Origin of the sequence: Hydrogenovibrio sp. 3SP14C1, assembly GCF_029625905.1 — a bacterium.
Lineage (GTDB): Bacteria > Pseudomonadota > Gammaproteobacteria > Thiomicrospirales > Thiomicrospiraceae > Hydrogenovibrio.
In genome coordinates this window covers 170,892-192,988 of the sequence record NZ_JARTLM010000003.1, presented here as the reverse complement: position 1 = coordinate 192,988, position 22,097 = coordinate 170,892, and the positions used below count along the sequence as shown (strand labels likewise).

Genomic DNA, 22,097 nt, shown 5'->3' with positions numbered 1-22,097 from the left:
GCCTATATCCAGAAGAGTAGGGGGTGATAGACTTCAATTTTAAATGAAGTCACTTAAAAAGAAAGTATTCTTTTAACGCGTTGGTTCGTCTTGTTGATCTAGGGTTGCAAGGCTTGCATAATGGCCGTTTTCAACCCTTCTGTTAACTGATTCAGCTGAGGAGTAGGGATGTTGTAAGCGGGCATGGTATAAATGAGTTTGCCAAAAGGGCGAATCCAGACACCGTTTGCAACCGCAATATTTTGGATGGTTTCGCCTAAATCACTCCGCTCTAGCTCAATGACCCCAATAGCCCCTAATACACGGGTATCAGCAACACCTTGCAAATCTTTTAACGGGTGTAATTCATTGATGAAGTGGGTTTCAATCCGTTGAATATTGTCTTGCCAAGGAGAATTTAACAATACGTCAATATTGGCTGATGCTGCTCGGCAAGCCAAAGGGTTTGCCATAAAAGTTGGGCCATGCATCAGTAGTCCCGGCTGGCCTTGGCTGATGGTATCGCTAATCTTTTCAGTTGCCAGTGTTGCTGCAAGGGTAATGTTTCCACCAGTTAATGTTTTTCCGAGCGCCATGATATCAGGGCAAATATTTGCCCATTCACAGGCAAAAAGTTTCCCTGTTCGACCAAATCCGGTAGCGATTTCATCTGCAATAAGCAATACATTAAACGAATCACATAATTCATGCACTTGGCGTAAATAGTCTGGGCGATAGAATCGCATGCCGCCAGCTCCTTGCACAATTGGTTCTAGGGTGACAGCAGCAATTTCAGTATGATGCTTTTCAAGCAGGGATTTGAACTCGGCAATGTCTTGGTTGTCTGAGTCTATATCAAACCCCATTTGAGGTGCGGGTGCAAAAAAATGTTGGGTTAAAGTGCTGGTAAATAAACGGTGCATGCCATTATCAGGGTCGCATACCGCCATAGTCGCGAAGGTGTCGCCGTGGTAACCATTTTTCAGCGCTAACAATTTGTTTTTATTGGGTTGGCCTAAGCTTATCCAGTATTGCAGGGCCATCTTAATGGCCACTTCCATTGCCACAGAGCCTGAGTCGGTAAAAAAGACTTTTTGTAAAGGTTCAGGAGTCAGTTTGATGAGTCTCTTGGCCAGTTCGATTGCTGGCTCATGGGTTAATCCCCCAAACATGATGTGTGGCATGGTTTCGATTTGATCAATCATGGCTTTTTGAATGACGGGGTGATTGTAGCCATGTAAAGCCGCCCACCACGAACTCATACCATCCACGAGCTCTTTTCCGTCAGATAAGGTGATGATGGAGCCTTGGGTTTTTGAAATTCCGATTACAGCGGAGTCAGCGGGCATTTTAGCGTAAGGGTGCCAAATGTGCTCTTGATCAAATTGTAGGAGTGCTTGCCAGTTAGTCATATTTATATTTCAGTCATTTATCGTTTGAGTATGATAACGAAAACATAACAGAGTTTCATTATCCTAAAATTAAGTTTCAAAAAAAGAGACTGACATAATGATCAAGGAAGCTTTACTGTAGCGGCCTCAATGGTTCCTTAAAAGTTTATTAATGACTCCTATAAAAAAATAAAATATCTAAGTAGTTGATGTTACTTTAAAAATAGGTAGAATTAATCCTGGGTAACAACCCAATGCTTAATTGTTGTTACCTGTATTAGATAGAAAATTTTGCTAAACTTGTTGTGAAGCAAGGACGGAAAGCCATGGGTCTCAATGTTTGAGATCGCCAGGTTGCCAAGTTAAGTTTGAAATGTATTTCTTTGCATTTCTATTTTAATTTGTTTTCCTTTTTTCCGACTCGCTTTACCTTTTTTGGCACTCCTTTTCTTTCTAGTGAAAGTTTTTTAATCGCCAAACTTGTTGTGAAGCAGGGACGGAAAGCCATGGGTCTCAATGTTTGAGATCGCCAGGTTGCAAACCAGTACTTTCTACCACTCTTCAACACACGTTTCGCTTGAGTTCTCTCAAGGAGATGAAGATGTTGTATGTAAAAAAAATCAGCAGTCAGGCTCGACTGACGGTTGCGTGTATTAGTCTTATGCTATTGGGTACGCCCGATGCATTGGCTGATACGAAAAATAACTTTGGAACTCAATTGTTTCAAACGTTTAATGCTGTAAGCGGTTCTTTAAAAAGCATGTTTGAAATGGAAGCAGAGGTCAGCTTTCGTTCTTTGAATGAATATTCTTATTCAGTGAAAGATTCTGGCTGTTGTCATAAACCGAAATCTATAACTATTATTGATTTTTTGCGTTTCGGACGTGATAAATCTAACCTTGTTTTAGGGCTTAATTTAATGGATAGCAATTTATTAATTTCTAAAGGCGATCAATGGCAAATGTCGTTGGGTGTGCTGGAGGGAAAGAAAGAGGTTTATGGGCCAGATAATATGGGGGTGATTTTCAGTTTTCAAGCCTCTCTTCATTAAAGAAGACAGGGGTGATGTTGCAGATTGCTCTTATTCCAACCAAGCGGCTGGCTATTTATGAATCATGTATGTAATCGGCCGCTTCTTTTTCCCAGCTAAGATTTTGTATTGCGATTTGATAGCTTGCTTCAAGCGGCGCATTCAATGTTATTCTTTGATCTGTTTGTGGGTGGTTGAACGTTAAGCCTGTTGCGGCTAGATAAAGTCGGTGTTGTTTCAGCCAAGTATTGAAAAAATGGTTATGGTGGCGGTCACCATATTTGACATCTCCGATAATCGGGTAGCTGATGTGGTTCAGGTGACGACGCAGTTGGTGTTTGCGACCCGTTTTAGGCATGAGATTGAGTAATGAGTAACGCTGTGATTCGTACTTTCCGATTTTTTGCATGACTTCAGTGGTTGCTAAGCGCTCAAAATCTGTTATGGCTTCTTGAGGGGGTTTGTTTGTTTGTGTATGGCGATCTGCCAACTTGTCTAGCTTATGCTTTAAAGCATGGTTAATCTCACCGTATTCCGGAGTCCAGCCTCGGCATATTGCTAAATAATTCTTTTGAATCGAATGGGTTTCAAATTGTTTCCCCATTAGTCGAGCTGTTTCTGGATCTAGCGCAAAAAGTAATAAGCCAGAGGTTGCTTTGTCTAAGCGATGCAAAGGATATACCTTTTGGTTGATTTGATCTCGAGTCATTTGAACAGCAAATTGTGTTTCGTGGCGGTCAATTGGTGATCGGTGAACAAGTAATCCCGCAGGTTTGTGAATAGCGACTAAGACATCATCCTGATATAACACTTTAAATTGATCTAGCTGGCAGTGTGTTTCCATATTGAATACCGTTTATTTCATAGTGATTGCACATTTTAAACAAAACAGTATGCTCAAATGTAAAAAAGCGTTCTCGCTTTCTGATGGTATTTAATAATAAAAAGGATGTTAGCGTGCAAAAACGAATGATGTTGGGGTTGGTTTTGTTTTTGATGGTGCAGAATGCTTCAGCAAATGATGTGATCACCACCAAAAATGTTGGGCTTGAAATAGCGAATGACATTGCATCAGCCTGTATAGATGCTTGTCGAAAGCAAGGTTACCAAGTCAGCGCGGTCGTAGTTGATCGTAATGGGTTGTTACGAACTGCAATGAGAGATGATTTAGCGCCAAGGTTTACTTTGCAAATCGCTCAGGAAAAAGCCAATATGGTTGTGATGTCAGGTCTGAAATCTGGGCAGTTTCGTAAACTGAGGGCAGATATCCGCCCAGAGCTAAATCACATTGAAGGGTTGATTGTGATGGAAGGCGGTGTTCCTATAAACGCAGCGGGTATTAAAATAGGTGCTGTTGGGGTAAGTGGCGCACCAGGCGGAGATAAAGATGAGGTTTGTGCTCTTAAAGGCGTTTCCTCTGTGCAGGAACGATTAGATTTTGCAGAATAAAGAACTTTAGTCTATTTTTTAACTGACTAAAGTGGTGAAGAGGAAGCCGAAACTAAGCATGATTTACAGTTGTTAAAATACAAAATCTTCAGTAAGGTCTTGAATATTATCTGCTTATCGATTTAATATACGGTCTGTAGTGCAACAAAGTGAAGGTATTGTTCTAGCCATAAAAGGTGGGAAATGGGTACTTTTGGTTATGTGAAATCCTTTAAAGTAAGGCTTTAGACGGGTCAAAAACGGGTAGATTTGAATAAAATGGAAAAATTCTGGTTTTTCTCTTGACACTAACCCGTTTTGCTTTAAAATACGCCCCATCAATTTGATTGGGAGGGTTTCCCGAGCGGCCAAAGGGGGCAGACTGTAAATCTGCTGGCTATGCCTTCAGTAGTTCGAATCTACTACCCTCCACCATTTTAAATTGTTTACATTATGCGGGTATCGTATATCGGCTATTACCTCGGCCTTCCAAGCCGATGAGGGGGGTTCGATTCCCCCTACCCGCTCCAATTTATAAGGCTCTCTTTGTTGGTCTGCATTTATGTATAAAATGTGGGTTGATGGTGAGGGCCTTTTTAATATTTGCTCTCATAGCTCAGTAGGTAGAGCGCATCCATGGTAAGGATGAGGTCACCAGTTCGATTCTGGTTGAGAGCTCCAGTTTTTTTCACTAGGCGGGCGTGGCTTTATATAAAAGTCTGTCGCTGTTTTAACGGAGTTTGCATCATGGCAAAAGAAAAGTTTGAACGTAGTAAGCCGCACGTAAACGTTGGTACGATTGGTCACGTTGACCATGGTAAAACAACTCTTACAGCGGCCCTAACAATTGTACAAGGTAAGAAGTTTGGTGGTGATTCAAAAGACTACGCGTCAATTGATAACGCACCAGAAGAGCGTGAGCGTGGTATCACAATCTCAACAGCACACGTTGAGTATGAATCAGACACACGTCACTATGCACACGTAGACTGCCCAGGTCACGCCGACTATGTTAAAAACATGATCACTGGTGCGGCACAGATGGATGGCGCAATCCTAGTATGTTCTGCAGCTGATGGCCCAATGCCACAGACTCGTGAGCACATCCTTCTATCTCGTCAGGTAGGTGTACCATACATTGTTGTTTATCTAAACAAAGCTGACATGGTTGATGATGAAGAGCTACTAGAATTAGTAGAAATGGAAGTTCGTGAACTTCTAGATACCTATGACTTCCCTGGTGATGATACGCCAGTAATCATGGGGTCTGCTCTTAAAGCAATCGAAGGTGATCAATCAGAAATTGGTGAACCATCAATCGGTCGTCTAGTTGACGCATTGGATTCATACATTCCAGAGCCAACACGTGAAACTGACAAGCCATTCCTAATGCCTGTAGAAGATATCTTCTCAATCCAAGGTCGTGGAACGGTAGCAACAGGTCGTGTTGAAACAGGTGTTGTAAAAGTTGGTGAAGAAATCGAAATCGTTGGTATTCGCCCAACAACAACAACAACTGTTACTGGTGTTGAAATGTTCCGTAAATTGCTTGACCAGGGTGAAGCAGGGGATAACGTAGGTATTCTATTACGTGGTACTAAGCGTGAAGATATCGAACGTGGACAAGTACTAGCGCATAAAGGTACGGTAACACCACATACTAAGTTCGAAGCAGAAGTGTATGTATTATCAAAAGATGAAGGTGGTCGTCATACACCATTCTTCCAAGGATATCGTCCACAGTTCTACTTCCGTACAACTGATGTAACAGGTGCATGTGAACTACCAGCAGGAACAGAAATGGTAATGCCTGGTGATAACGTGCAAATGACTGTAGAGTTGATCAACCCAATCGCAATGAACGAAGGTTTACGTTTTGCGATTCGTGAAGGTGGACGTACAGTTGGTGCGGGTGTTGTTGCTAAAATTATTGATTAATAATTAGCACTTGCTAAAAGAAAAAGGGGGTTGTATAATCCCCTTTTTTTTTCGAATGCTGAAACTGAAAGGTTTCATTACAGGGGTATAGCTCCAATTGGTAGAGCACCGGATTCCAAATCCGGGTGTTGGGGGTTCGAATCCCTCTACCCCTGCCATATTTTATAACGGCCTGTTTGAATGACGGGTCGTTTTTATTTCAGAATATTAGATTACTTATGAGTCAAAAAGCAGAAAATCCATCGGCAGCTAAATCGCTGGAGACATTGAAAGTTGTTGTCTCAGCTACATTGCTTCTATTAAGTTTGATTGGTTATTACTATTACTCCGATGCGCATGCTGTTGTTAGGGTGCTGGGGTTGATTAGTGGTATTGCCTTGTCAGGAATGGTTTTTTATCGGTCTGATAAAGGGCGGTCTTGGTTTGGGTATCTTTCGCATGCTCAAAAAGAAGTGAAGCAAGTTATTTGGCCAACAAGACAAGAAACCGTTCAGATGACGTTAATAGTGTTTGCTGTTGTTATTGTTATGAGTATTTTCTTGTGGTTGGTGGATATGTTCTTTTTATGGGCTGTTCAGGTGTTAACAGGACAAGGTGGATAGTTATGGCTCAAAGATGGTATGTCGTTCATGCGTATTCAGGGTATGAAAACAAAGTGAAAAAAGCGTTGTCCGAGTACATTGAACGCGCGGGTCTGGAAGATAAATTCGGCCAAGTGTTGGTGCCTTCAGAAGAAGTGGTTGAAATTCGCGAAGGGAAAAAGAGAACTTCAGAGAGAAAGTTTTTCCCTGGGTATGTCTTGGTTCAAATGGAAATGAATGAAGATACATGGCACTTAGTTAAAAGTGTCCCTCAGGTGATGGGCTTTATTGGAGGGACATCTGATCGTCCAGCGCCAATTACTCAAAAAGAAGTTGATCGTATTCTTCAGAAGGTTGAAGAAGGTGTTGATAAGCCTAAGCCGAAAGTTATTTACGAGCCGGGCGAAATGGTTCGTGTTATTGATGGTCCGTTTAACGACTTTGAAGCTGTTGTTGAAGGTGTGGATTATGATAAAAATAAGTTACAGGTTTCTGTACTTATTTTTGGGCGCTCAACGCCGGTTGAACTTGAGTTTACTCAGGTAGAAAAGAATTAAATTACCGCTTACGTTGTAAGCTTTTAGTAACCCTGGGAAGTCGAGAGACGTTATACCCACAAGGAGAAAGAAATGGCTAAGAAAATTGAAGCCTATATCAAGTTGCAAGTTCCAGCAGGAAATGCAAACCCTAGTCCACCGGTTGGGCCTGCTCTAGGTCAGCACGGTGTGAATATTATGGAGTTCTGTAAGGCGTTTAATGCCCAGACCCAGTCTGTAGAAAAGAATCTTCCTATTCCTGTTGTTATTACTGTTTTTAACGATCGCAGTTTTACGTTTGTTACAAAAACACCTCCTGCATCTGTTTTATTGAAAAAAGCTGCTGGTGTCCAAAAAGGTTCTGGTGTTCCGAACATGGATAAAGTTGGAACGGTAACACGTGCGCAATTAGAAGAAATTGCAAACACAAAAATGGCAGACCTTAATGCTAACGATCTAGATGCAGCAGTAAAAATTATTGCTGGTTCAGCTCGTAGCATGGGCTTGAATGTAGAGGGGTAATGAGAATGACTAAGTTAACTAAAAAACAAAAGATGTTTGCTGAGAAGGTTGATTCTCTAAAGTCTTATGACGTTCTTGAAGGTTTTTCTCTGGTTTCAGAGTTAGCAACAGCTAAATTCTCTGAGTCGGTAGATGTTGCCATTAAGCTTGGAATTGATCCACGTAAATCTGATCAGGTTGTCCGTGGTGCGACTGTTATGCCTAACGGAACTGGTAAAGATGTTCGAGTTGCAGTGTTTACGGGTGAAGCAAATGCAGCTGCAGCAAAAGAAGCAGGTGCTGATTTTGTTGGGATGGATGAGCTTGCTGCCGAAATAAAAGGTGGCATGATGGATTTCGACGTCGTTATTGCGTCTCCAGATGCGATGAGAGTTGTTGGTATGTTGGGTCAGGTTTTGGGGCCACGTGGTTTAATGCCAAACCCTAAGACTGGTACTGTTACGCCAAACGTTGTTGACGCAATCAATAATGCGAAGTCTGGTCAAGTAAGATTCCGTGCAGATAAGGCTGGGATTGTCCATGCTTCTATCGGAAAAGTAGATTTTGCACCAGAAAAATTGAAAGAAAATTTAAATGCATTGATTGAGGATTTATACAAGGCCAAACCAGCTGCTGCTAAAGGTACTTACATGAAAAAAGTATCTATTTCTAGCACGATGGGTCCTGGTCTGGTTGTTGATCAATCATCATTGTAAGAATTTCTCATTTTTAATGAGAATGCGAGTTGGGACTCCTTAAGTTAAGTACTGCTTAGATTGAGAGAGCGCCCATCGCAGACCGTAGGTGAATGTTGATGTTACATTCTTAATAGATTTAAACCTACGTAGATGGAGGGGCCTGATTTTATCAGGCTGTTTTGGAGGTTATATGGCACTCAAAATCGAAGATAAAAAAGCCGTTGTTGATGAAGTTGCTGCAATTATTGCAGAAGCGGGTTCAATGGTTGCGGCTGAATATCGTGGGTTGACTGTAGCGCAATTAACAGAGCTTCGTTCTAAAGCACGTGAAGCAAACGTATCCATTCGTGTTGTTAAAAACACACTGGTTCGTCGAGCAGTTGCTGGGTCGAAGTTTGAAGATATGGCAGAAACATTTTCTGGCCCATTAATCTTTGCATTTTCAGGAGAAGAGTTAGGGAACGCCGCGCGTGTCTTTAAAGACTTTTCAAAAGATAATGAAGCTTTAGTTGTTAAGTCGCTTTCGATTGGTGAAGGTGTTATGGATGCTAGTAACTTGGCATCAATCGCAGCTCTACCGACCTACGATGAAGCATTAAGTAAGCTACTTTATGTAATGAAAGAACCAGTCGCTAAAGTGGCGCGTGGTCTTGTTGCAATTAAAGATCAAAAAGAAGCTGAAGCAGCTTAAGCTTACATATTAAAAATATTTAATTTAAGGAAAATTAAAATGGCAATTACAAAAGACGATATTTTAGAAGCAGTTGCTAACATGTCAGTAATGGAAGTTGTTGAACTTGTTGAAGCAATGGAAGAAAAGTTCGGTGTTTCTGCTGCTGCAGTTGCAGTTGCAGGTCCTGGCGGTGATGCTGGTGCTGCTGCTGAAGAGCAAACTGAGTTTGATGTTATCCTAACGGGTGCTGGTGACAATAAAGTTGCGGCAATCAAAGCAGTGCGTGGCGCAACAGGTCTTGGGCTTAAAGAAGCTAAATCAGCTGTTGAAAGTGCACCTTTCACTCTTAAAGAAGCTGTGTCTAAAGAAGAAGCTGAAACGCTTGCAAATGAGCTTAAAGAAGCAGGTATTGAAGTCGAAGTTAAATAATACTTCTTCTTTTGCTCTCGTAGCATAATAATGGCTGACGTTTTTGCGTCGGCCTTTTGTTGTTTATAGTAGTGTGTAAAAGTGTAATCAATAGCATTAAGATATTTATTCTGTTATTACAGTTTTATGCATTTTCTGGAAAGAAATTTTTTCTTTCTTTTATTTAGTCGAATGTTGGGGTAATGATGGCCTATTCTTTAACTGAAAAGAAACGTATTCGTAAAGATTTTGCGACACGATCTTCAATTCTTGAAGTTCCTTATCTTCTTTCTCTCCAGAAAGAATCTTTCAAAGAGTTTTTGCAAAAAGATAAAAAACCACTTGAGCGCGATCCGATTGGGTTGCATTCAGCATTTTCATCAGTCTTTCCAATTCATGGTGTTGCTGGTACAGCAGATCTTGAATACGTTAGCTATACGATGGGGCAACCAGAGTTTGATGTTAAAGAGTGTAAGCAGCGAGGCGTAACTTATTCTTCGCCTTTACGTGTCAAGATGCGTCTTGTTTTATTTGATAAAGATGCCCCAGCAGGAAAACGTCCTGTTAAGGATGTTAAAGAACAAGAAGTGTATCTGGGTGATGTACCTCTGATGACGGAAAATGGTACTTTTGTTATTAACGGGACTGAGCGTGTAATCGTGACTCAGTTGCACCGTTCACCAGGTGTGATTTTTGATAGTGATAAAGGGAAATCGCATTCGTCCGGTAAAGTGTTGTTTAACGCTAGAATTATCCCTTACCGTGGCTCATGGTTAGATTTTGAGTTTGACCATAATGACTGTGTGTTTGTTCGTATTGACCGTCGTCGTAAGCTTCCGGTTTCGATTATTTTTAGAGCAATGGGTTATAGTTCGGAAGAGATTCTGGATACATTTTTTGACCACACTCATGTTGCCTATAAAAAAGGCGCATTTGTCATGGATTTGGTTCCAAGTCAATTAAAAGGTCAGACGGCTGCATTTGATATTTCAGATGGCGATAAGGTGCTGATTAAAGCGGGCAAGAAAATTACGGCTCGTAATATTAAGCAATTACAAGAAGCTAAAGTAAAGAATGTTGTTGTACCAGAAGAATATCTGTTAGGTAAAGTGTTGTCTTCAGGGATTACTAACGAAGAGACAGGTGAGTTAGTCGCGCGTTCAAATGAAGTAATTGCCAGCGATTTGATTGAGACAATGAAATCAATCAAAGACCTGTCTTTCCGTGTCTTATTTATTGATGATTTAGAAAATGGATCATATATTTCTGATACGTTGAATTTAGATACAACCACTTCACAGCTCGAAGCTCAAATTGAAATCTACCGAATGATGCGTCCTGGTGAGCCACCGACTAAAGAATCATCGGAAGCTTTATTTAATAGCTTATTCTTTGATGAAGCGCGTTACGATCTTTCCTCTGTTGGGCGTATGAAGTTAAACAGACGCTTAGGTCGAAAAGACAACGAAGGTAGTTTGGTTTTAGAAAACCAAGATGTTGTTGATGTGGTTACAGAGCTACTTAATATTCGTAACGGTTTAAGTACGATTGATGATATTGATACTTTGGGCAATAGACGTATTCGTGCTGTTGGAGAGATGGCTGAAAATGCTTTCCGAGTCGGTTTGGTTCGTGTGGAAAGAGCTGTTAAAGAACGTCTAAACCAAGCAGAAACTGATGGGCTGTTACCACAGGATTTGATCAATGCTAAGCCTGTGTCAGCTGCAATCAAAGAGTTTTTTGGTTCAAGTCAATTATCACAATTTATGGACCAGGTTAACCCTTTATCTGAGGTTACGCATAAGCGACGCGTTTCTGCTTTAGGGCCTGGTGGTTTAACGCGTGAACGTGCTGGCTTTGAGGTGCGTGATGTGCATCCAACGCATTATGGTCGTGTTTGTCCAATTGAAACGCCTGAAGGGCCAAACATCGGTTTGATCAATACATTAGCCATTTATGCAAAAACTAATAAATATGGTTTCTTAGAGACGCCTTATCGCAAAGTTATTGATGGTCAAGTAACCGATGAAGTTGAATATGTTTCTGCCATTGACGAAGCTCAGTTTGTGATTGCACAGGCTAGTGCTGCTATGGATGCAGATAATAAGTTACTTGATGAACTTGTTACTGCGAGACACAAAAATGAAACGATCCTGGCTTCTTCCAATGATATTGATTATATGGACGTTTCACCAAAGCAGATTGTTTCTGTAGCGGCTTCTTTGATTCCGTTCCTTGAGCATGATGATGCTAACCGTGCCTTAATGGGGTCAAACATGCAGCGTCAAGCAGTCCCAACTTTACGTGCTGATAAGCCTTTAGTTGGAACAGGAATTGAAAAAACAGTAGCAATCGATTCTGGTGTGACGGTTGTCGCTCTCCGTGGTGGTGAAATTGTTTCTTCTGATTCTGCTCGAATTGTTGTGAGAGCGAATCAAGAAGAGATTGCAGAAGGTGAAACAGGGGTCGATATTTATAATTTGATTAAATATCAACGTTCAAACCAGAACACTTGTATCAATCAAAAGCCAATCGTTAAAGCTGGTGATGTTATTTCACGAGGTGATGTACTTGCAGATGGACCTTCAACTGATCTAGGTGAGTTGGCAATCGGTCAAAATATGCGCATTGCCTTTATGCCTTGGAATGGTTACAACTTTGAAGACTCGATTTTAGTTTCTGAAAGAGTTGTTCAAGAAGACCGTTATACGACAATTCATATTGAAGAGTTAACTTGTCTTGCGCGTGACACAAAACTAGGACCTGAAGAAGTAACTGCAGATATCCCAAATGTTGGTGAAGCTGCGCTCTCTAGATTGGATGAATCTGGGATCGTCTATGTTGGTGCTGAAGTTAAACAAGGTGATATCCTCGTTGGTAAAGTAACTCCGAAAGGTGAAACGCAATTAACGCCTGAAGAAAAGCTTCTACGTGCTATTTTTGGTGAAAAAGCCTCGGATGTAAAAGACACGTCTTTACGAGTGAGTAAAGGGGTGGAAGGGACTGTTATTGATGTGCAAGTCTTTACGCGTGAAGGTGTTAAGAAAGATGAGCGTGCTTTAGCAATTCAAGAAGATGAGTTACAAAAAGTAAGAAAAGACATTGATGAACAGTATACGATTCTTGAAGAAGATACGATTGATCGTATTCAACCTATGTTGATTGGTCAAAAACTGGTAGATGGAACAGAAGTTACAGCCGATTATCTTGCTTCTTTAGATTCAACTAAGTGGTTTGGTTTGAATGTTACAGACGATGCTTTATCTTCACATTTAGAAGCCTTAGAAAAACAATTGGTTGCTAAAAAAGAAGAGTTAAATGGTGTCTTTGAAGAGAAGAGAAAGAAGTTAACTCAAGGAGATGATCTTCAGCCTGGTGTTTCTAAAATGGTTAAGGTTTATGTTGCCGTGAAACGTCGTATCCAGCCTGGTGATAAAATGGCGGGTCGTCATGGTAACAAAGGTGTTATCTCGCGCATTTGTCCAGTTGAAGATATGCCATATGATGAAACGGGTCGTCCAGTTGATATTTGTTTGAATCCTTTAGGGGTTCCATCTCGTATGAACGTCGGGCAAATTTTAGAGACTCATCTTGGTCTAGCTGCTGAAGGTCTTGGGGCGAAGATTAATACCATGCTTGAACAACAAGCAGACATTAAAGAACTAAAAGCTTTCTTACATAAGATCTATAACGATACTCAAGGTCAGAAAGTGGACTTTGATTCATTGACTGATGCAGAAATTATTGAGTTAGCTGGTAACCTTCGTAAGGGGGTTCCTATGGCTTCACCAGTATTTGATGGTGCTTCAGAAGGTGAGATTAAAGCTCTGTTAAGACTTGCAGATTTACCTGAATCAGGTCAGATGACTCTTTATGATGGTATCAGTGGGGAAGAGTTTGATCGCCCAGTGACGGTCGGTTATATGTATTACTTGAAGTTGAACCATTTGGTTGACGACAAAATGCATGCTCGTTCAACTGGGCCTTACAGCTTGGTTACGCAGCAGCCATTAGGTGGTAAGGCACAATTCGGTGGTCAGCGATTCGGTGAGATGGAAGTATGGGCACTTGAAGCTTATGGTGCCGCATTTACATTACAAGAAATGCTGACAGTTAAATCTGATGATTTGAATGGTCGTACACGTATGTATAAAAATATTGTCGACGGCAATGAATACATGGAACCAGGTATTCCTGAGTCGTTCAGTGTGTTACGTAAAGAAATTCGTGCCTTGGGTATTGATATTGAGTTGGAGCAAGAATAATGAAAGATTTATTAGGATTTCTAAAAAAACAAAATGTATCAAATGATTTCGATACGATAAAAGTTACTCTTGCTTCCCCAGAAAAGATTCGCTCATGGTCTTTTGGTGAGGTTAAAAAGCCTGAGACGATAAATTATCGTACCTTTAAGCCAGAGCGTGATGGATTGTTCTGTGCAAAAATATTTGGTCCTATTCGTGATTATGAGTGCTTATGTGGTAAGTATAAGCGGCTCAAGCATCGTGGTGTTATTTGTGAGAAGTGTGGCGTAGAAGTCACGCAATCTAAAGTACGTCGTGAGCGTATGGGGCATATTGATCTAGCAACGTCAGTTGCACATATCTGGTTCTTAAAATCACTGCCTTCCAGAATCGGTTTGATGTTAGATATGACATTGAAAGAAATTGAAGCAGTGCTTTATTTTGAAGCCTTTATGGTTGTTGATCCAGGTCTAACGCCGCTTGAACCATGGCAGTTGTTAAGTGAAGAAGAATACTTGGATGCCATGGATGAATACGGTGACGAGTTTGAAGCTCAAATGGGTGCCGAAGCCATTAAGAAAATGCTTCAGTCTATTGATCTTGATGCTGAATCAACTCGACTACGTGAAGAAATGGAAGCGACGAGTTCTGAAACAAAACAGAAGAAGCTTTCTAAGCGATTAAAATTGATTGATTCCTTTGTTCAATCAGGGAATAAACCTGAATGGATGATTTTGGACGTGCTTCCTGTTTTACCACCAGAATTAAGACCATTGGTGCCATTAGACGGAGGTCGTTTTGCGACATCTGATCTTAACGATTTATATCGTCGAGTTATTAACCGTAACAATCGTTTAAAAAGATTGTTAGATCTTATGGCGCCTGACATTATTGTTCGTAACGAAAAACGTATGCTGCAAGAATCTGTTGATTCGATGCTGGATAACGGGCGTCGTGGAAGAGCTGTTACGGGAACAAACAAGCGCCAGTTAAAATCATTAGCTGATATGATCAAAGGTAAGCAAGGGCGCTTTCGTCAGAACTTACTTGGTAAGCGTGTGGACTACTCTGGTCGTTCCGTTATCGTTGTTGGTCCATCATTGCGTTTGCATCAGTGTGGTCTACCTAAGAAGATGGCTTTGGAATTATTCAAGCCTTTTATTTTTAGTAAGCTTCAAAAGCGTGGTTTAGCTACGACAATTAAAGCTGCTAAAAAAATGGTTGAACAAGGCTTACCAGAAGTATGGGATGTTTTAGATGAAGTTATTCGTGAGCACCCTGTTCTGTTGAACCGTGCTCCAACACTCCATAGACTTGGGATTCAAGCGTTCGAGCCAGTACTGATTGAAGGGAAAGCAATTAACTTGCATCCTTTGGTATGTTCAGCCTTTAACGCCGATTTCGATGGTGATCAGATGGCTGTTCACGTACCGTTGTCTTTAGAAGCGCAGCTTGAAGCCAGAACCTTAATGATGTCAACCAATAACTTGTTATCACCTGCAAACGGTGATCCTATTATTGTTCCATCACAAGATGTTGTTCTAGGGCTTTATTATATTACGCGTGAAAAAGTAAACTCTAAAGGTGAAGGAAAGGCTTTCTCTAACTGGATGGAAGTACAGCGCGCGTTGGATGCAAAAGCGGTTCATGTTCACACTAAAATTAAGTTAAAAATTGAAGAGACAATTATTGATGATGCTGGTGTTGAATCCGTTAAAAAAGGGATTGTCGACACAACCGTTGGTCGTGCTCTTCTATTGAGAATTCTTCCGAAAGGTTTAGGTTTTGATTTGTTGAATCTTAACTTAACGAAAAAGAATATTTCTATGGCATTAAATGCTTGTTATCGTATTCTTGGCCCTAAGGAAACCGTTATTTTTGCTGACCAATTAATGTATGCAGGTTTTAAGTGGTCAACCTTAGCTGGTTTGTCTTTCTGCTCCGATGATATGCTTATTCCAGATGATAAAGCACCAATTATTGAACGTGCAGATGAGCAGGTAACAGAGATTCAGAGACAGTTCGCACAAGGTTTGGTAACTGAAGGTGAGCGTTACAACAAAGTTGTTGATATTTGGTCTCATACCAATGAATTGGTCACAAAATCCATGATGGAAGAGCTTCAGTTTGAAATGGTGACGGATGCTGATGGTAATGAAGTCAAACAAACTTCCTTTAACTCTGTTTATATGATGGCTGATTCTGGTGCTCGTGGGTCTGTTGCTCAGATGCGTCAGTTAGGGGGTATGCGTGGTTTGATGGCTAAGCCGGATGGTTCTATCATTGAAACACCGATCACAGCAAACTTCCGTGAAGGGCTGAACGTCCTTCAGTACTTTATTTCAACGCATGGTGCACGTAAAGGTCTAGCGGATACGGCATTAAAAACAGCGAACTCAGGTTACTTGACACGTCGATTGGTCGATGTTGCACAAGATGTTGTTGTGACAGAACCTGATTGCGGCACAGATGCAAGTATTACAATGACACCGCATGTTGAAGGTGGTGAAGTTGTTGAAGAACTTAAAGAACGAATCTTGGGTCGTGTAGTTGCTGAAGATGTTGTTGGCTTAGATGGTGAGATTATCGTCGAGAAAGGGACGCTGCTGGATGAGCGTCTTGTGAACTTGATTGATGAGTCTGGTGTTGATGTCGTCAAAGCATACTCTCCAATTACTTGTGAGACAAAATTTGGTATTTGTCAGAAGTGTTATGGACGTGATTTAGCGCGTGGACATATGGTAAACCTTGGTGAAGCCGTTGGTGTTATGGCAGCTCAGTCCATTGGTGAGCCGGGTACTCAGTTAACCATGCGTACATTCCATATCGGGGGTACCGCTTCAGCATCAACCGCTCAGAGTCAGGTTGAAGTTAAGCATGAAGGTAAAGTTAAATTTGATAATTTAAAAACCATTAAAAACACTGAAAACCAGGTTGTTGTTACCTCTCGTTCTGGAGAAATTTCTATCCTAGATAGTCTAGGAAGAGAGAAAGAAAGATATAAGATTCCTTACGGTTCAATGCTGAACGTGAAAGATGGAATTGATGTTACGTCTGGTAATGTATTGGCAACATGGGATGCCCATACCCATCCAGTGATTACAGAAGCTGAAGGGATAATTCAGTTTGGTAATTTTGATGGTGCAGTAGAAGAGCATGTAGATGAATTGACAGGACTGACAACGCATGTTGTGAAAAGTTCAAAAGAACGTTCATCAGCGAGTAAGGAGTTAAGACCTTATATTCAGTTGGTTGATGATAAAGGTGAAGTCGTTCCTTTCCCTGGTACGAAGACGCCAGCGATATACTATTTACCTGAAAACTCGGTTGTCGTTGTTAACCAGTCCGATAAGGTTGGTGCAGGTGATATTTTGGCAAGAATTCCACAAGAATCTTCCAAGACCAAGGATATTACAGGGGGTCTTCCACGCGTGGCAGACTTATTCGAAGCCCGAGTACCAAAAGAGCCTGCAATTATGGCTGAAGTTTCAGGTGTAATTGGATTTGGTAAAGAAACCAAAGGTAAGCAACGTCTTGTCATTACACAAGATAGTGGCGAGCAGCATGAGACTTTGATTCCGAAATGGCGTTCAGTTGATGTCTTTGAGGGTGAGCGTGTTGAAAAAGGGGATGTTGTCGTTGATGGTAACCCTAACCCACATGATATTTTGAGACTACTGGGTGTTGAACGACTGACTAAATATGTTGTTGACGAGGTTCAAGATGTATATCGCTTACAAGGTGTAAGAATCAACGATAAGCATATTGAAACAGTTGTACGTCAGATGCTTAGAAAAGTTGAAGTTCGTTCAACAGGTGATACTAGCCTGATTAAAGGTGAGCAAGCTGAGTATGCAAGAGTTCTTGAAATGAATGAGAAAGTGTCCAATGAAGGGTCAGTAGAAGCAACTTATCAGCGTGTTCTACTAGGTATTACCAAAGCATCATTGGCAACTGAATCGTTTATTTCAGCTGCTTCTTTCCAAGAAACAACTCGTGTGTTAACGGAAGCCGCAGTCAGTGGTAAGGAAGATAAGCTAGTTGGGTTGAAAGAAAACGTTATTGTAGGTCGTTTGATTCCGGCTGGAACAGGCTTCGCTTATCATAAAGCTCGTAGGGAAGCGAGTGAAAAAACACAGCTCGAACTAGCCGCTTTCATGAGCTCTGATAATGAGAGTGCGGCTCAAGAAGAAGTCGTTGAAGAAACGGTTTCTTTAACAGAAAGTGTTGAGCATACAGCTGAATGAATCATTGAATAAATTCATAAACTTATGCTTGACAATGTGTTAGAGGGTCACTAAAATCCCTCAACCTTACCCATGAGCTTTTTTAGCTCATGGATTTTTAGTAATTAAGATTTAAATCTTAAGATGGAGTGAGAATTAATGGCTACTATTAACCAGTTGGTGCGTAAGCCGCGTAAAGATAAGATGAAAAAGTCAAATGTTCCTGCACTAGAGGCTTGTCCTCAACGTCGTGGAGTATGTACGCGTGTTTATACAACAACCCCTAAAAAGCCAAACTCTGCCCTACGTAAAGTTGCACGTGTACGTTTAACTAACGGATATGAAGTTTCTAGTTATATCGGTGGTGAAGGTCACAACTTGCAAGAACACTCCGTGATTTTAATTCGCGGTGGTCGTGTAAAAGATTTACCTGGTGTACGTTATCATACAGTTCGTGGTTCATTGGATTGCGCAGGTGTTGATGGACGTAAACAAGGTCGTTCTAAGTACGGTGCAAAGCGTCCTAAGGGGTAATAGTTCCTTAACATACGTTTTGCAATAATTAGTGTAAATTTATACCGGAAGAGTAAGAATGGCAAGAAGAAGAGAAATACCTAAAAGACAAGTTTTACCAGATCCAAAATTTGGTGACACAACTTTAACAAAGTTTGTAAACATGATTATGGTCAGTGGTAAGAAAGCTGTCGCTGAAAAAATTGTCTATGATGCGCTTGACGTTGTTGTAGATAGAAAGAAAGGCGGTGAGCATGCTGTGCTATTAAGAGAAGCTTTGGAGAATGTTGGCCCGATGGTTGAGGTTAAATCTCGCCGTGTGGGTGGTGCAACTTACCAAGTACCAGTAGAAGTGCGTTCAGAGCGTAAGACAGCTCTAGCGATGAGATGGATTGTAGAAGCTGCTCGTAAGCGTAGTGAGAAAGGCATGATGTTGCGCTTAGCTGGTGAATTATCAGATGCTCTTGATAACCGCGGTTCCGCGATTAAGAAGAAAGAAGATACTCATCGAATGGCGGAAGCGAACAAAGCGTTTTCACATTTCCGTTGGTAATCTAAATTGGGCCCGGTTAGGGCCTTTATTGTTTTAGAATTAAATTAAAAGGTTAATTAACGTGGCACGTAAGACCCCAATTGAAAGATACCGTAATATCGGTATCATGGCCCACATTGATGCGGGTAAAACCACAACAACAGAGCGCATATTGTTCTACACTGGTGTTTCTCACAAAATCGGTGAGGTGCATGATGGTGGTGCAACCATGGACTGGATGGAACAAGAGCAAGAGCGTGGTATTACAATTACTTCTGCAGCTACCACAACTCACTGGAGTGGTATGGCGCAGCAGTTTCCTGAGCATCGAATTAATATCATTGATACTCCAGGTCACGTTGACTTTACGATCGAAGTAGAGCGTTCATTGCGTGTTCTTGATGGTGCTGTAACGTGTTTTTGTTCAGTAAGTGGTGTTGAGCCTCAGTCTGAAACTGTATGGCGTCAAGCGGATAAGTATGGCGTGCCACGTATGGGGTTCGTTAACAAAATGGACCGTGCTGGCGCGGACTTCCTGAATGTAAACCAAATGGTTATTGATCGTTTGGGCGCTCTTCCTGTTCCTATGCAGTTACCAATTGGTGCAGAAGAAACTTTTCGTGGTGTTGTAGATCTTGTCAAAATGAAAGCAATCTACTGGGAAGAAGAAAACATGGGGATGAAATATACCTATGAAGACATTCCAGAAGATATGGTTGAGTTATGTCAGGAATGGCATGAGAAGATGGTTGAATCTGCAGCGGAAGCAACTGAAGAACTAATGGATAAGTACTTGGAAGAAGGTGAACTTTCTGAAGAGGAAATTAAAGCTGGTATTCGCCAGCGTTGTATTGATGTTGAAATCGTTCCTATGTTCTGTGGTTCTGCCTTTAAGAATAAAGGTGTTCAAGCATTATTGGATGCGGTTATTGAATATATGCCGGCACCATCAGATGTTCCAGCAATCCAAGGTGAATTGGAAGATGGAACAAAAGCAGAGCGCCATTCAACTGATGACGAACCTTTTGCCGCGCTAGCATTTAAAGTAATGACGGATCCTTATGTTGGGACGCTTACTTTCTTCCGAGTTTATTCTGGTGTTTTAGAAGCAGGTAGTCCTGTTTATAATTCAGTTAAGGATAAGCGTGAGCGTGTAGGTCGTATTTTGCAGATGCACTCCAATTCTCGTGAAGAGATTAAAGAAGTTCGTGCTGGCGAAATTGCTTGTGCGGCTGGTCTTAAGGATACAACTACAGGTGATACTCTGTGTGATCCTAATAATAAGATCATTCTTGAGCGTATGGAATTCCCTGATCCGGTAATCTCAATTGCAATTGAACCTAAGACGAAAGCTGACCAAGAGAAAATGGGGATTGCACTTCAGAAATTAGCCGCGGAAGATCCATCTTTCCGTGTTAAAACAGATGAAGAAACGAATCAAACCATTATTTCTGGTATGGGTGAGCTTCACTTGGATATCATTGTTGACCGTATGAAGCGTGAGTTCAATGTTGAAGCAAATATTGGAGCACCTCAGGTTTCATATCGTGAAACGATTAAAAAGCCAGTTGAAGCAGACGGAAAATTTGTACGTCAGTCTGGTGGTCGTGGTCAATATGGTCATGTTGTCTTTAAGATCTCACCGCGTGAAGCAGGTTCTGGTTTTGAGTTTATCAATAGTATTGTTGGTGGTGCTGTTCCTCGCGAGTACATTGGTGCTGTTGAGAAAGGTGCGAAGCAGCAATTGGAAAATGGTGTTATTGCCGGCTTCCCTATGGTTGATGTTTCTGTTGAGTTGGTTGATGGTTCTTACCATGATGTTGACTCTAACGAGATGGCGTTCAGTGTCGCAGCTGGAATGGGGATCAAGAATGGTGTTACCCAGGCAAATCCAGTGATTCTTGAGCCTGTTATGGCGGTTGAAGTTACTACTCCTGAAGAATATATGGGAGATATTATTGGTGACTTGAACAGACGTCGCGGAATGGTCTCAAGTATGGATGATATTGCTTCTGGTAAGTCTATTAAAGCAGAAGTGCCGCTTTCAGAAATGTTTGGTTATTCGAATCAAATGCGTTCATTAACTCAAGGCCGTGCTAACTATAGTATGACATTCTTGAAATATAATGATGCGCCTTCTAATATCCAAGAAGAGATTATTGCTAAAGCCCAAAAAGGCGAATAATTTAAGATTTAACGTTTAATTTAGGATTTTTAAAATGGCAAAAGAAAAGTTTGAACGTAGTAAGCCGCACGTAAACGTTGGTACGATTGGTCACGTTGACCATGGTAAAACAACTCTTACAGCGGCCCTAACAATTGTACAAGGTAAGAAGTTTGGTGGTGATTCAAAAGACTACGCGTCAATTGATAACGCACCAGAAGAGCGTGAGCGTGGTATCACAATCTCAACAGCACACGTTGAGTATGAATCAGACACACGTCACTATGCACACGTAGACTGCCCAGGTCACGCCGACTATGTTAAAAACATGATCACTGGTGCGGCACAGATGGATGGCGCAATCCTAGTATGTTCTGCAGCTGATGGCCCAATGCCACAGACTCGTGAGCACATCCTTCTATCTCGTCAGGTAGGTGTACCATACATTGTTGTTTATCTAAACAAAGCTGACATGGTTGATGATGAAGAGCTACTAGAATTAGTAGAAATGGAAGTTCGTGAACTTCTAGATACCTATGACTTCCCTGGTGATGATACGCCAGTAATCATGGGGTCTGCTCTTAAAGCAATCGAAGGTGATCAATCAGAAATTGGTGAACCATCAATCGGTCGTCTAGTTGACGCATTGGATTCATACATTCCAGAGCCAACACGTGAAACTGACAAGCCATTCCTAATGCCTGTAGAAGATATCTTCTCAATCCAAGGTCGTGGAACGGTAGCAACAGGTCGTGTTGAAACAGGTGTTGTAAAAGTTGGTGAAGAAATCGAAATCGTTGGTATTCGCCCAACAACAACAACAACTGTTACTGGTGTTGAAATGTTCCGTAAATTGCTTGACCAGGGTGAAGCAGGGGATAACGTAGGTATTCTATTACGTGGTACTAAGCGTGAAGATATCGAACGTGGACAAGTACTAGCGCATAAAGGTACGGTAACACCACATACTAAGTTCGAAGCAGAAGTGTATGTATTATCAAAAGATGAAGGTGGTCGTCATACACCATTCTTCCAAGGATATCGTCCACAGTTCTACTTCCGTACAACTGATGTAACAGGTGCATGTGAACTACCAGCAGGAACAGAAATGGTAATGCCTGGTGATAACGTGCAAATGACTGTAGAGTTGATCAACCCAATCGCAATGAACGAAGGTTTACGTTTTGCGATTCGTGAAGGTGGACGTACAGTTGGTGCGGGTGTTGTTGCTAAAATTATTGATTAAATAATGTTT

At 41.3% G+C, this 22,097-nt stretch carries 17 protein-coding genes, 4 tRNA genes and 2 riboswitches; of the genes, 19 read left to right on the top strand and 2 right to left on the bottom strand.

Annotated elements, in window-relative coordinates; all coding sequences use genetic code 11:
* Window positions 1-98: 98 nt before the first annotated feature.
* Entirely contained in the window at window positions 99-1,391 is a 1,293-nt protein-coding gene (locus tag P8629_RS03830; protein WP_278164613.1) for an adenosylmethionine--8-amino-7-oxononanoate transaminase, read from the bottom strand.
* 262 nt (window positions 1,392-1,653) lie between these two features.
* Window positions 1,654-1,732: riboswitch (cyclic di-GMP riboswitch) on the top strand.
* A 101-nt stretch (window positions 1,733-1,833) separates the two neighbouring features.
* Window positions 1,834-1,912: riboswitch (cyclic di-GMP riboswitch) on the top strand.
* Window positions 1,913-1,971: 59 nt separating this feature from the next.
* Here P8629_RS03830 and P8629_RS03825 point away from each other — a divergent pair.
* Complete coding sequence (locus P8629_RS03825; RefSeq protein WP_278164611.1) at window positions 1,972-2,421, top strand: hypothetical protein; 450 nt, start codon at window positions 1,972-1,974, stop codon at window positions 2,419-2,421.
* 55 nt (window positions 2,422-2,476) lie between these two features.
* Here the strand turns inward: P8629_RS03825 and P8629_RS03820 are convergent, their stop codons facing one another.
* Window positions 2,477-3,244, bottom strand: a complete 768-nt coding sequence (locus tag P8629_RS03820; RefSeq protein ID WP_278164609.1) for a pseudouridine synthase — start codon at window positions 3,242-3,244, stop codon at window positions 2,477-2,479.
* A gap of 113 nt (window positions 3,245-3,357) precedes the next feature.
* Here P8629_RS03820 and P8629_RS03815 point away from each other — a divergent pair, with 113 nt between their 5' ends.
* The 18 genes from P8629_RS03815 to tuf (P8629_RS03730) all read left to right on the top strand — a co-directional run bounded on the left by P8629_RS03815 (window position 3,358) and on the right by tuf (P8629_RS03730) (window position 22,088).
* Window positions 3,358-3,849: a GlcG/HbpS family heme-binding protein gene (locus P8629_RS03815; RefSeq protein ID WP_278164607.1), complete on the top strand. Its 492-nt coding sequence runs from the start codon at window positions 3,358-3,360 to the stop codon at window positions 3,847-3,849.
* Window positions 3,850-4,178: 329 nt separating this feature from the next.
* A tRNA-Tyr gene (locus P8629_RS03810) sits at window positions 4,179-4,263 on the top strand.
* Between the two features lie 20 nt (window positions 4,264-4,283).
* Window positions 4,284-4,358 (top strand) — tRNA-Gly (locus P8629_RS03805).
* Window positions 4,359-4,433: 75 nt separating this feature from the next.
* Window positions 4,434-4,509: transfer RNA gene (locus tag P8629_RS03800), tRNA-Thr, on the top strand.
* A gap of 66 nt (window positions 4,510-4,575) precedes the next feature.
* Window positions 4,576-5,766 (top strand): elongation factor Tu, encoded by a 1,191-nt coding sequence (tuf, locus tag P8629_RS03795; RefSeq protein ID WP_278164585.1) that lies wholly within the window; start codon window positions 4,576-4,578, stop codon window positions 5,764-5,766.
* An 81-nt stretch (window positions 5,767-5,847) separates the two neighbouring features.
* Window positions 5,848-5,924 (top strand) — tRNA-Trp (locus P8629_RS03790).
* Between the two features lie 60 nt (window positions 5,925-5,984).
* Entirely contained in the window at window positions 5,985-6,368 is a 384-nt protein-coding gene (secE, locus tag P8629_RS03785; RefSeq protein WP_278164605.1) for a preprotein translocase subunit SecE, read from the top strand.
* 2 nt (window positions 6,369-6,370) lie between these two features.
* Complete coding sequence (nusG, locus tag P8629_RS03780) at window positions 6,371-6,904, top strand: transcription termination/antitermination protein NusG (protein WP_278164603.1); 534 nt, start codon at window positions 6,371-6,373, stop codon at window positions 6,902-6,904.
* A 72-nt stretch (window positions 6,905-6,976) separates the two neighbouring features.
* Window positions 6,977-7,405: a 50S ribosomal protein L11 gene (gene rplK / locus P8629_RS03775; protein ID WP_278164601.1), complete on the top strand. Its 429-nt coding sequence runs from the start codon at window positions 6,977-6,979 to the stop codon at window positions 7,403-7,405.
* Window positions 7,406-7,410: 5 nt separating this feature from the next.
* The gene (gene rplA, locus P8629_RS03770; RefSeq protein WP_278164599.1) at window positions 7,411-8,100 is read left to right on the top strand and encodes a 50S ribosomal protein L1; all 690 of its coding nucleotides are present in this window, start codon (window positions 7,411-7,413) and stop codon (window positions 8,098-8,100) included.
* Between the two features lie 172 nt (window positions 8,101-8,272).
* Entirely contained in the window at window positions 8,273-8,773 is a 501-nt protein-coding gene (gene rplJ, locus P8629_RS03765; RefSeq protein ID WP_278164598.1) for a 50S ribosomal protein L10, read from the top strand.
* A gap of 39 nt (window positions 8,774-8,812) precedes the next feature.
* Complete coding sequence (gene rplL / locus P8629_RS03760) at window positions 8,813-9,184, top strand: 50S ribosomal protein L7/L12 (protein ID WP_278164596.1); 372 nt, start codon at window positions 8,813-8,815, stop codon at window positions 9,182-9,184.
* A gap of 185 nt (window positions 9,185-9,369) precedes the next feature.
* Window positions 9,370-13,428 (top strand): DNA-directed RNA polymerase subunit beta, encoded by a 4,059-nt coding sequence (rpoB, locus tag P8629_RS03755; RefSeq protein ID WP_278164594.1) that lies wholly within the window; start codon window positions 9,370-9,372, stop codon window positions 13,426-13,428.
* Window positions 13,428-17,654 (top strand): DNA-directed RNA polymerase subunit beta', encoded by a 4,227-nt coding sequence (gene rpoC / locus P8629_RS03750; protein ID WP_278164592.1) that lies wholly within the window; start codon window positions 13,428-13,430, stop codon window positions 17,652-17,654. The genes rpoB and rpoC overlap by 1 nt, the downstream gene beginning before the upstream one ends.
* Before the next feature lie 138 nt (window positions 17,655-17,792).
* Window positions 17,793-18,167, top strand: a complete 375-nt coding sequence (gene rpsL / locus P8629_RS03745) for a 30S ribosomal protein S12 (protein ID WP_011369712.1) — start codon at window positions 17,793-17,795, stop codon at window positions 18,165-18,167.
* 58 nt (window positions 18,168-18,225) lie between these two features.
* Window positions 18,226-18,699: a 30S ribosomal protein S7 gene (rpsG, locus tag P8629_RS03740; RefSeq protein ID WP_278164589.1), complete on the top strand. Its 474-nt coding sequence runs from the start codon at window positions 18,226-18,228 to the stop codon at window positions 18,697-18,699.
* 61 nt (window positions 18,700-18,760) lie between these two features.
* Window positions 18,761-20,863 carry an elongation factor G gene (fusA, locus tag P8629_RS03735; protein ID WP_278164587.1) on the top strand — a complete coding sequence of 701 codons (2,103 nt, stop codon included), beginning with the start codon at window positions 18,761-18,763 and terminating at the stop codon, window positions 20,861-20,863.
* Window positions 20,864-20,897: 34 nt separating this feature from the next.
* Complete coding sequence (gene tuf / locus P8629_RS03730) at window positions 20,898-22,088, top strand: elongation factor Tu (RefSeq protein WP_278164585.1); 1,191 nt, start codon at window positions 20,898-20,900, stop codon at window positions 22,086-22,088.
* Window positions 22,089-22,097: the final 9 nt, after the last annotated feature.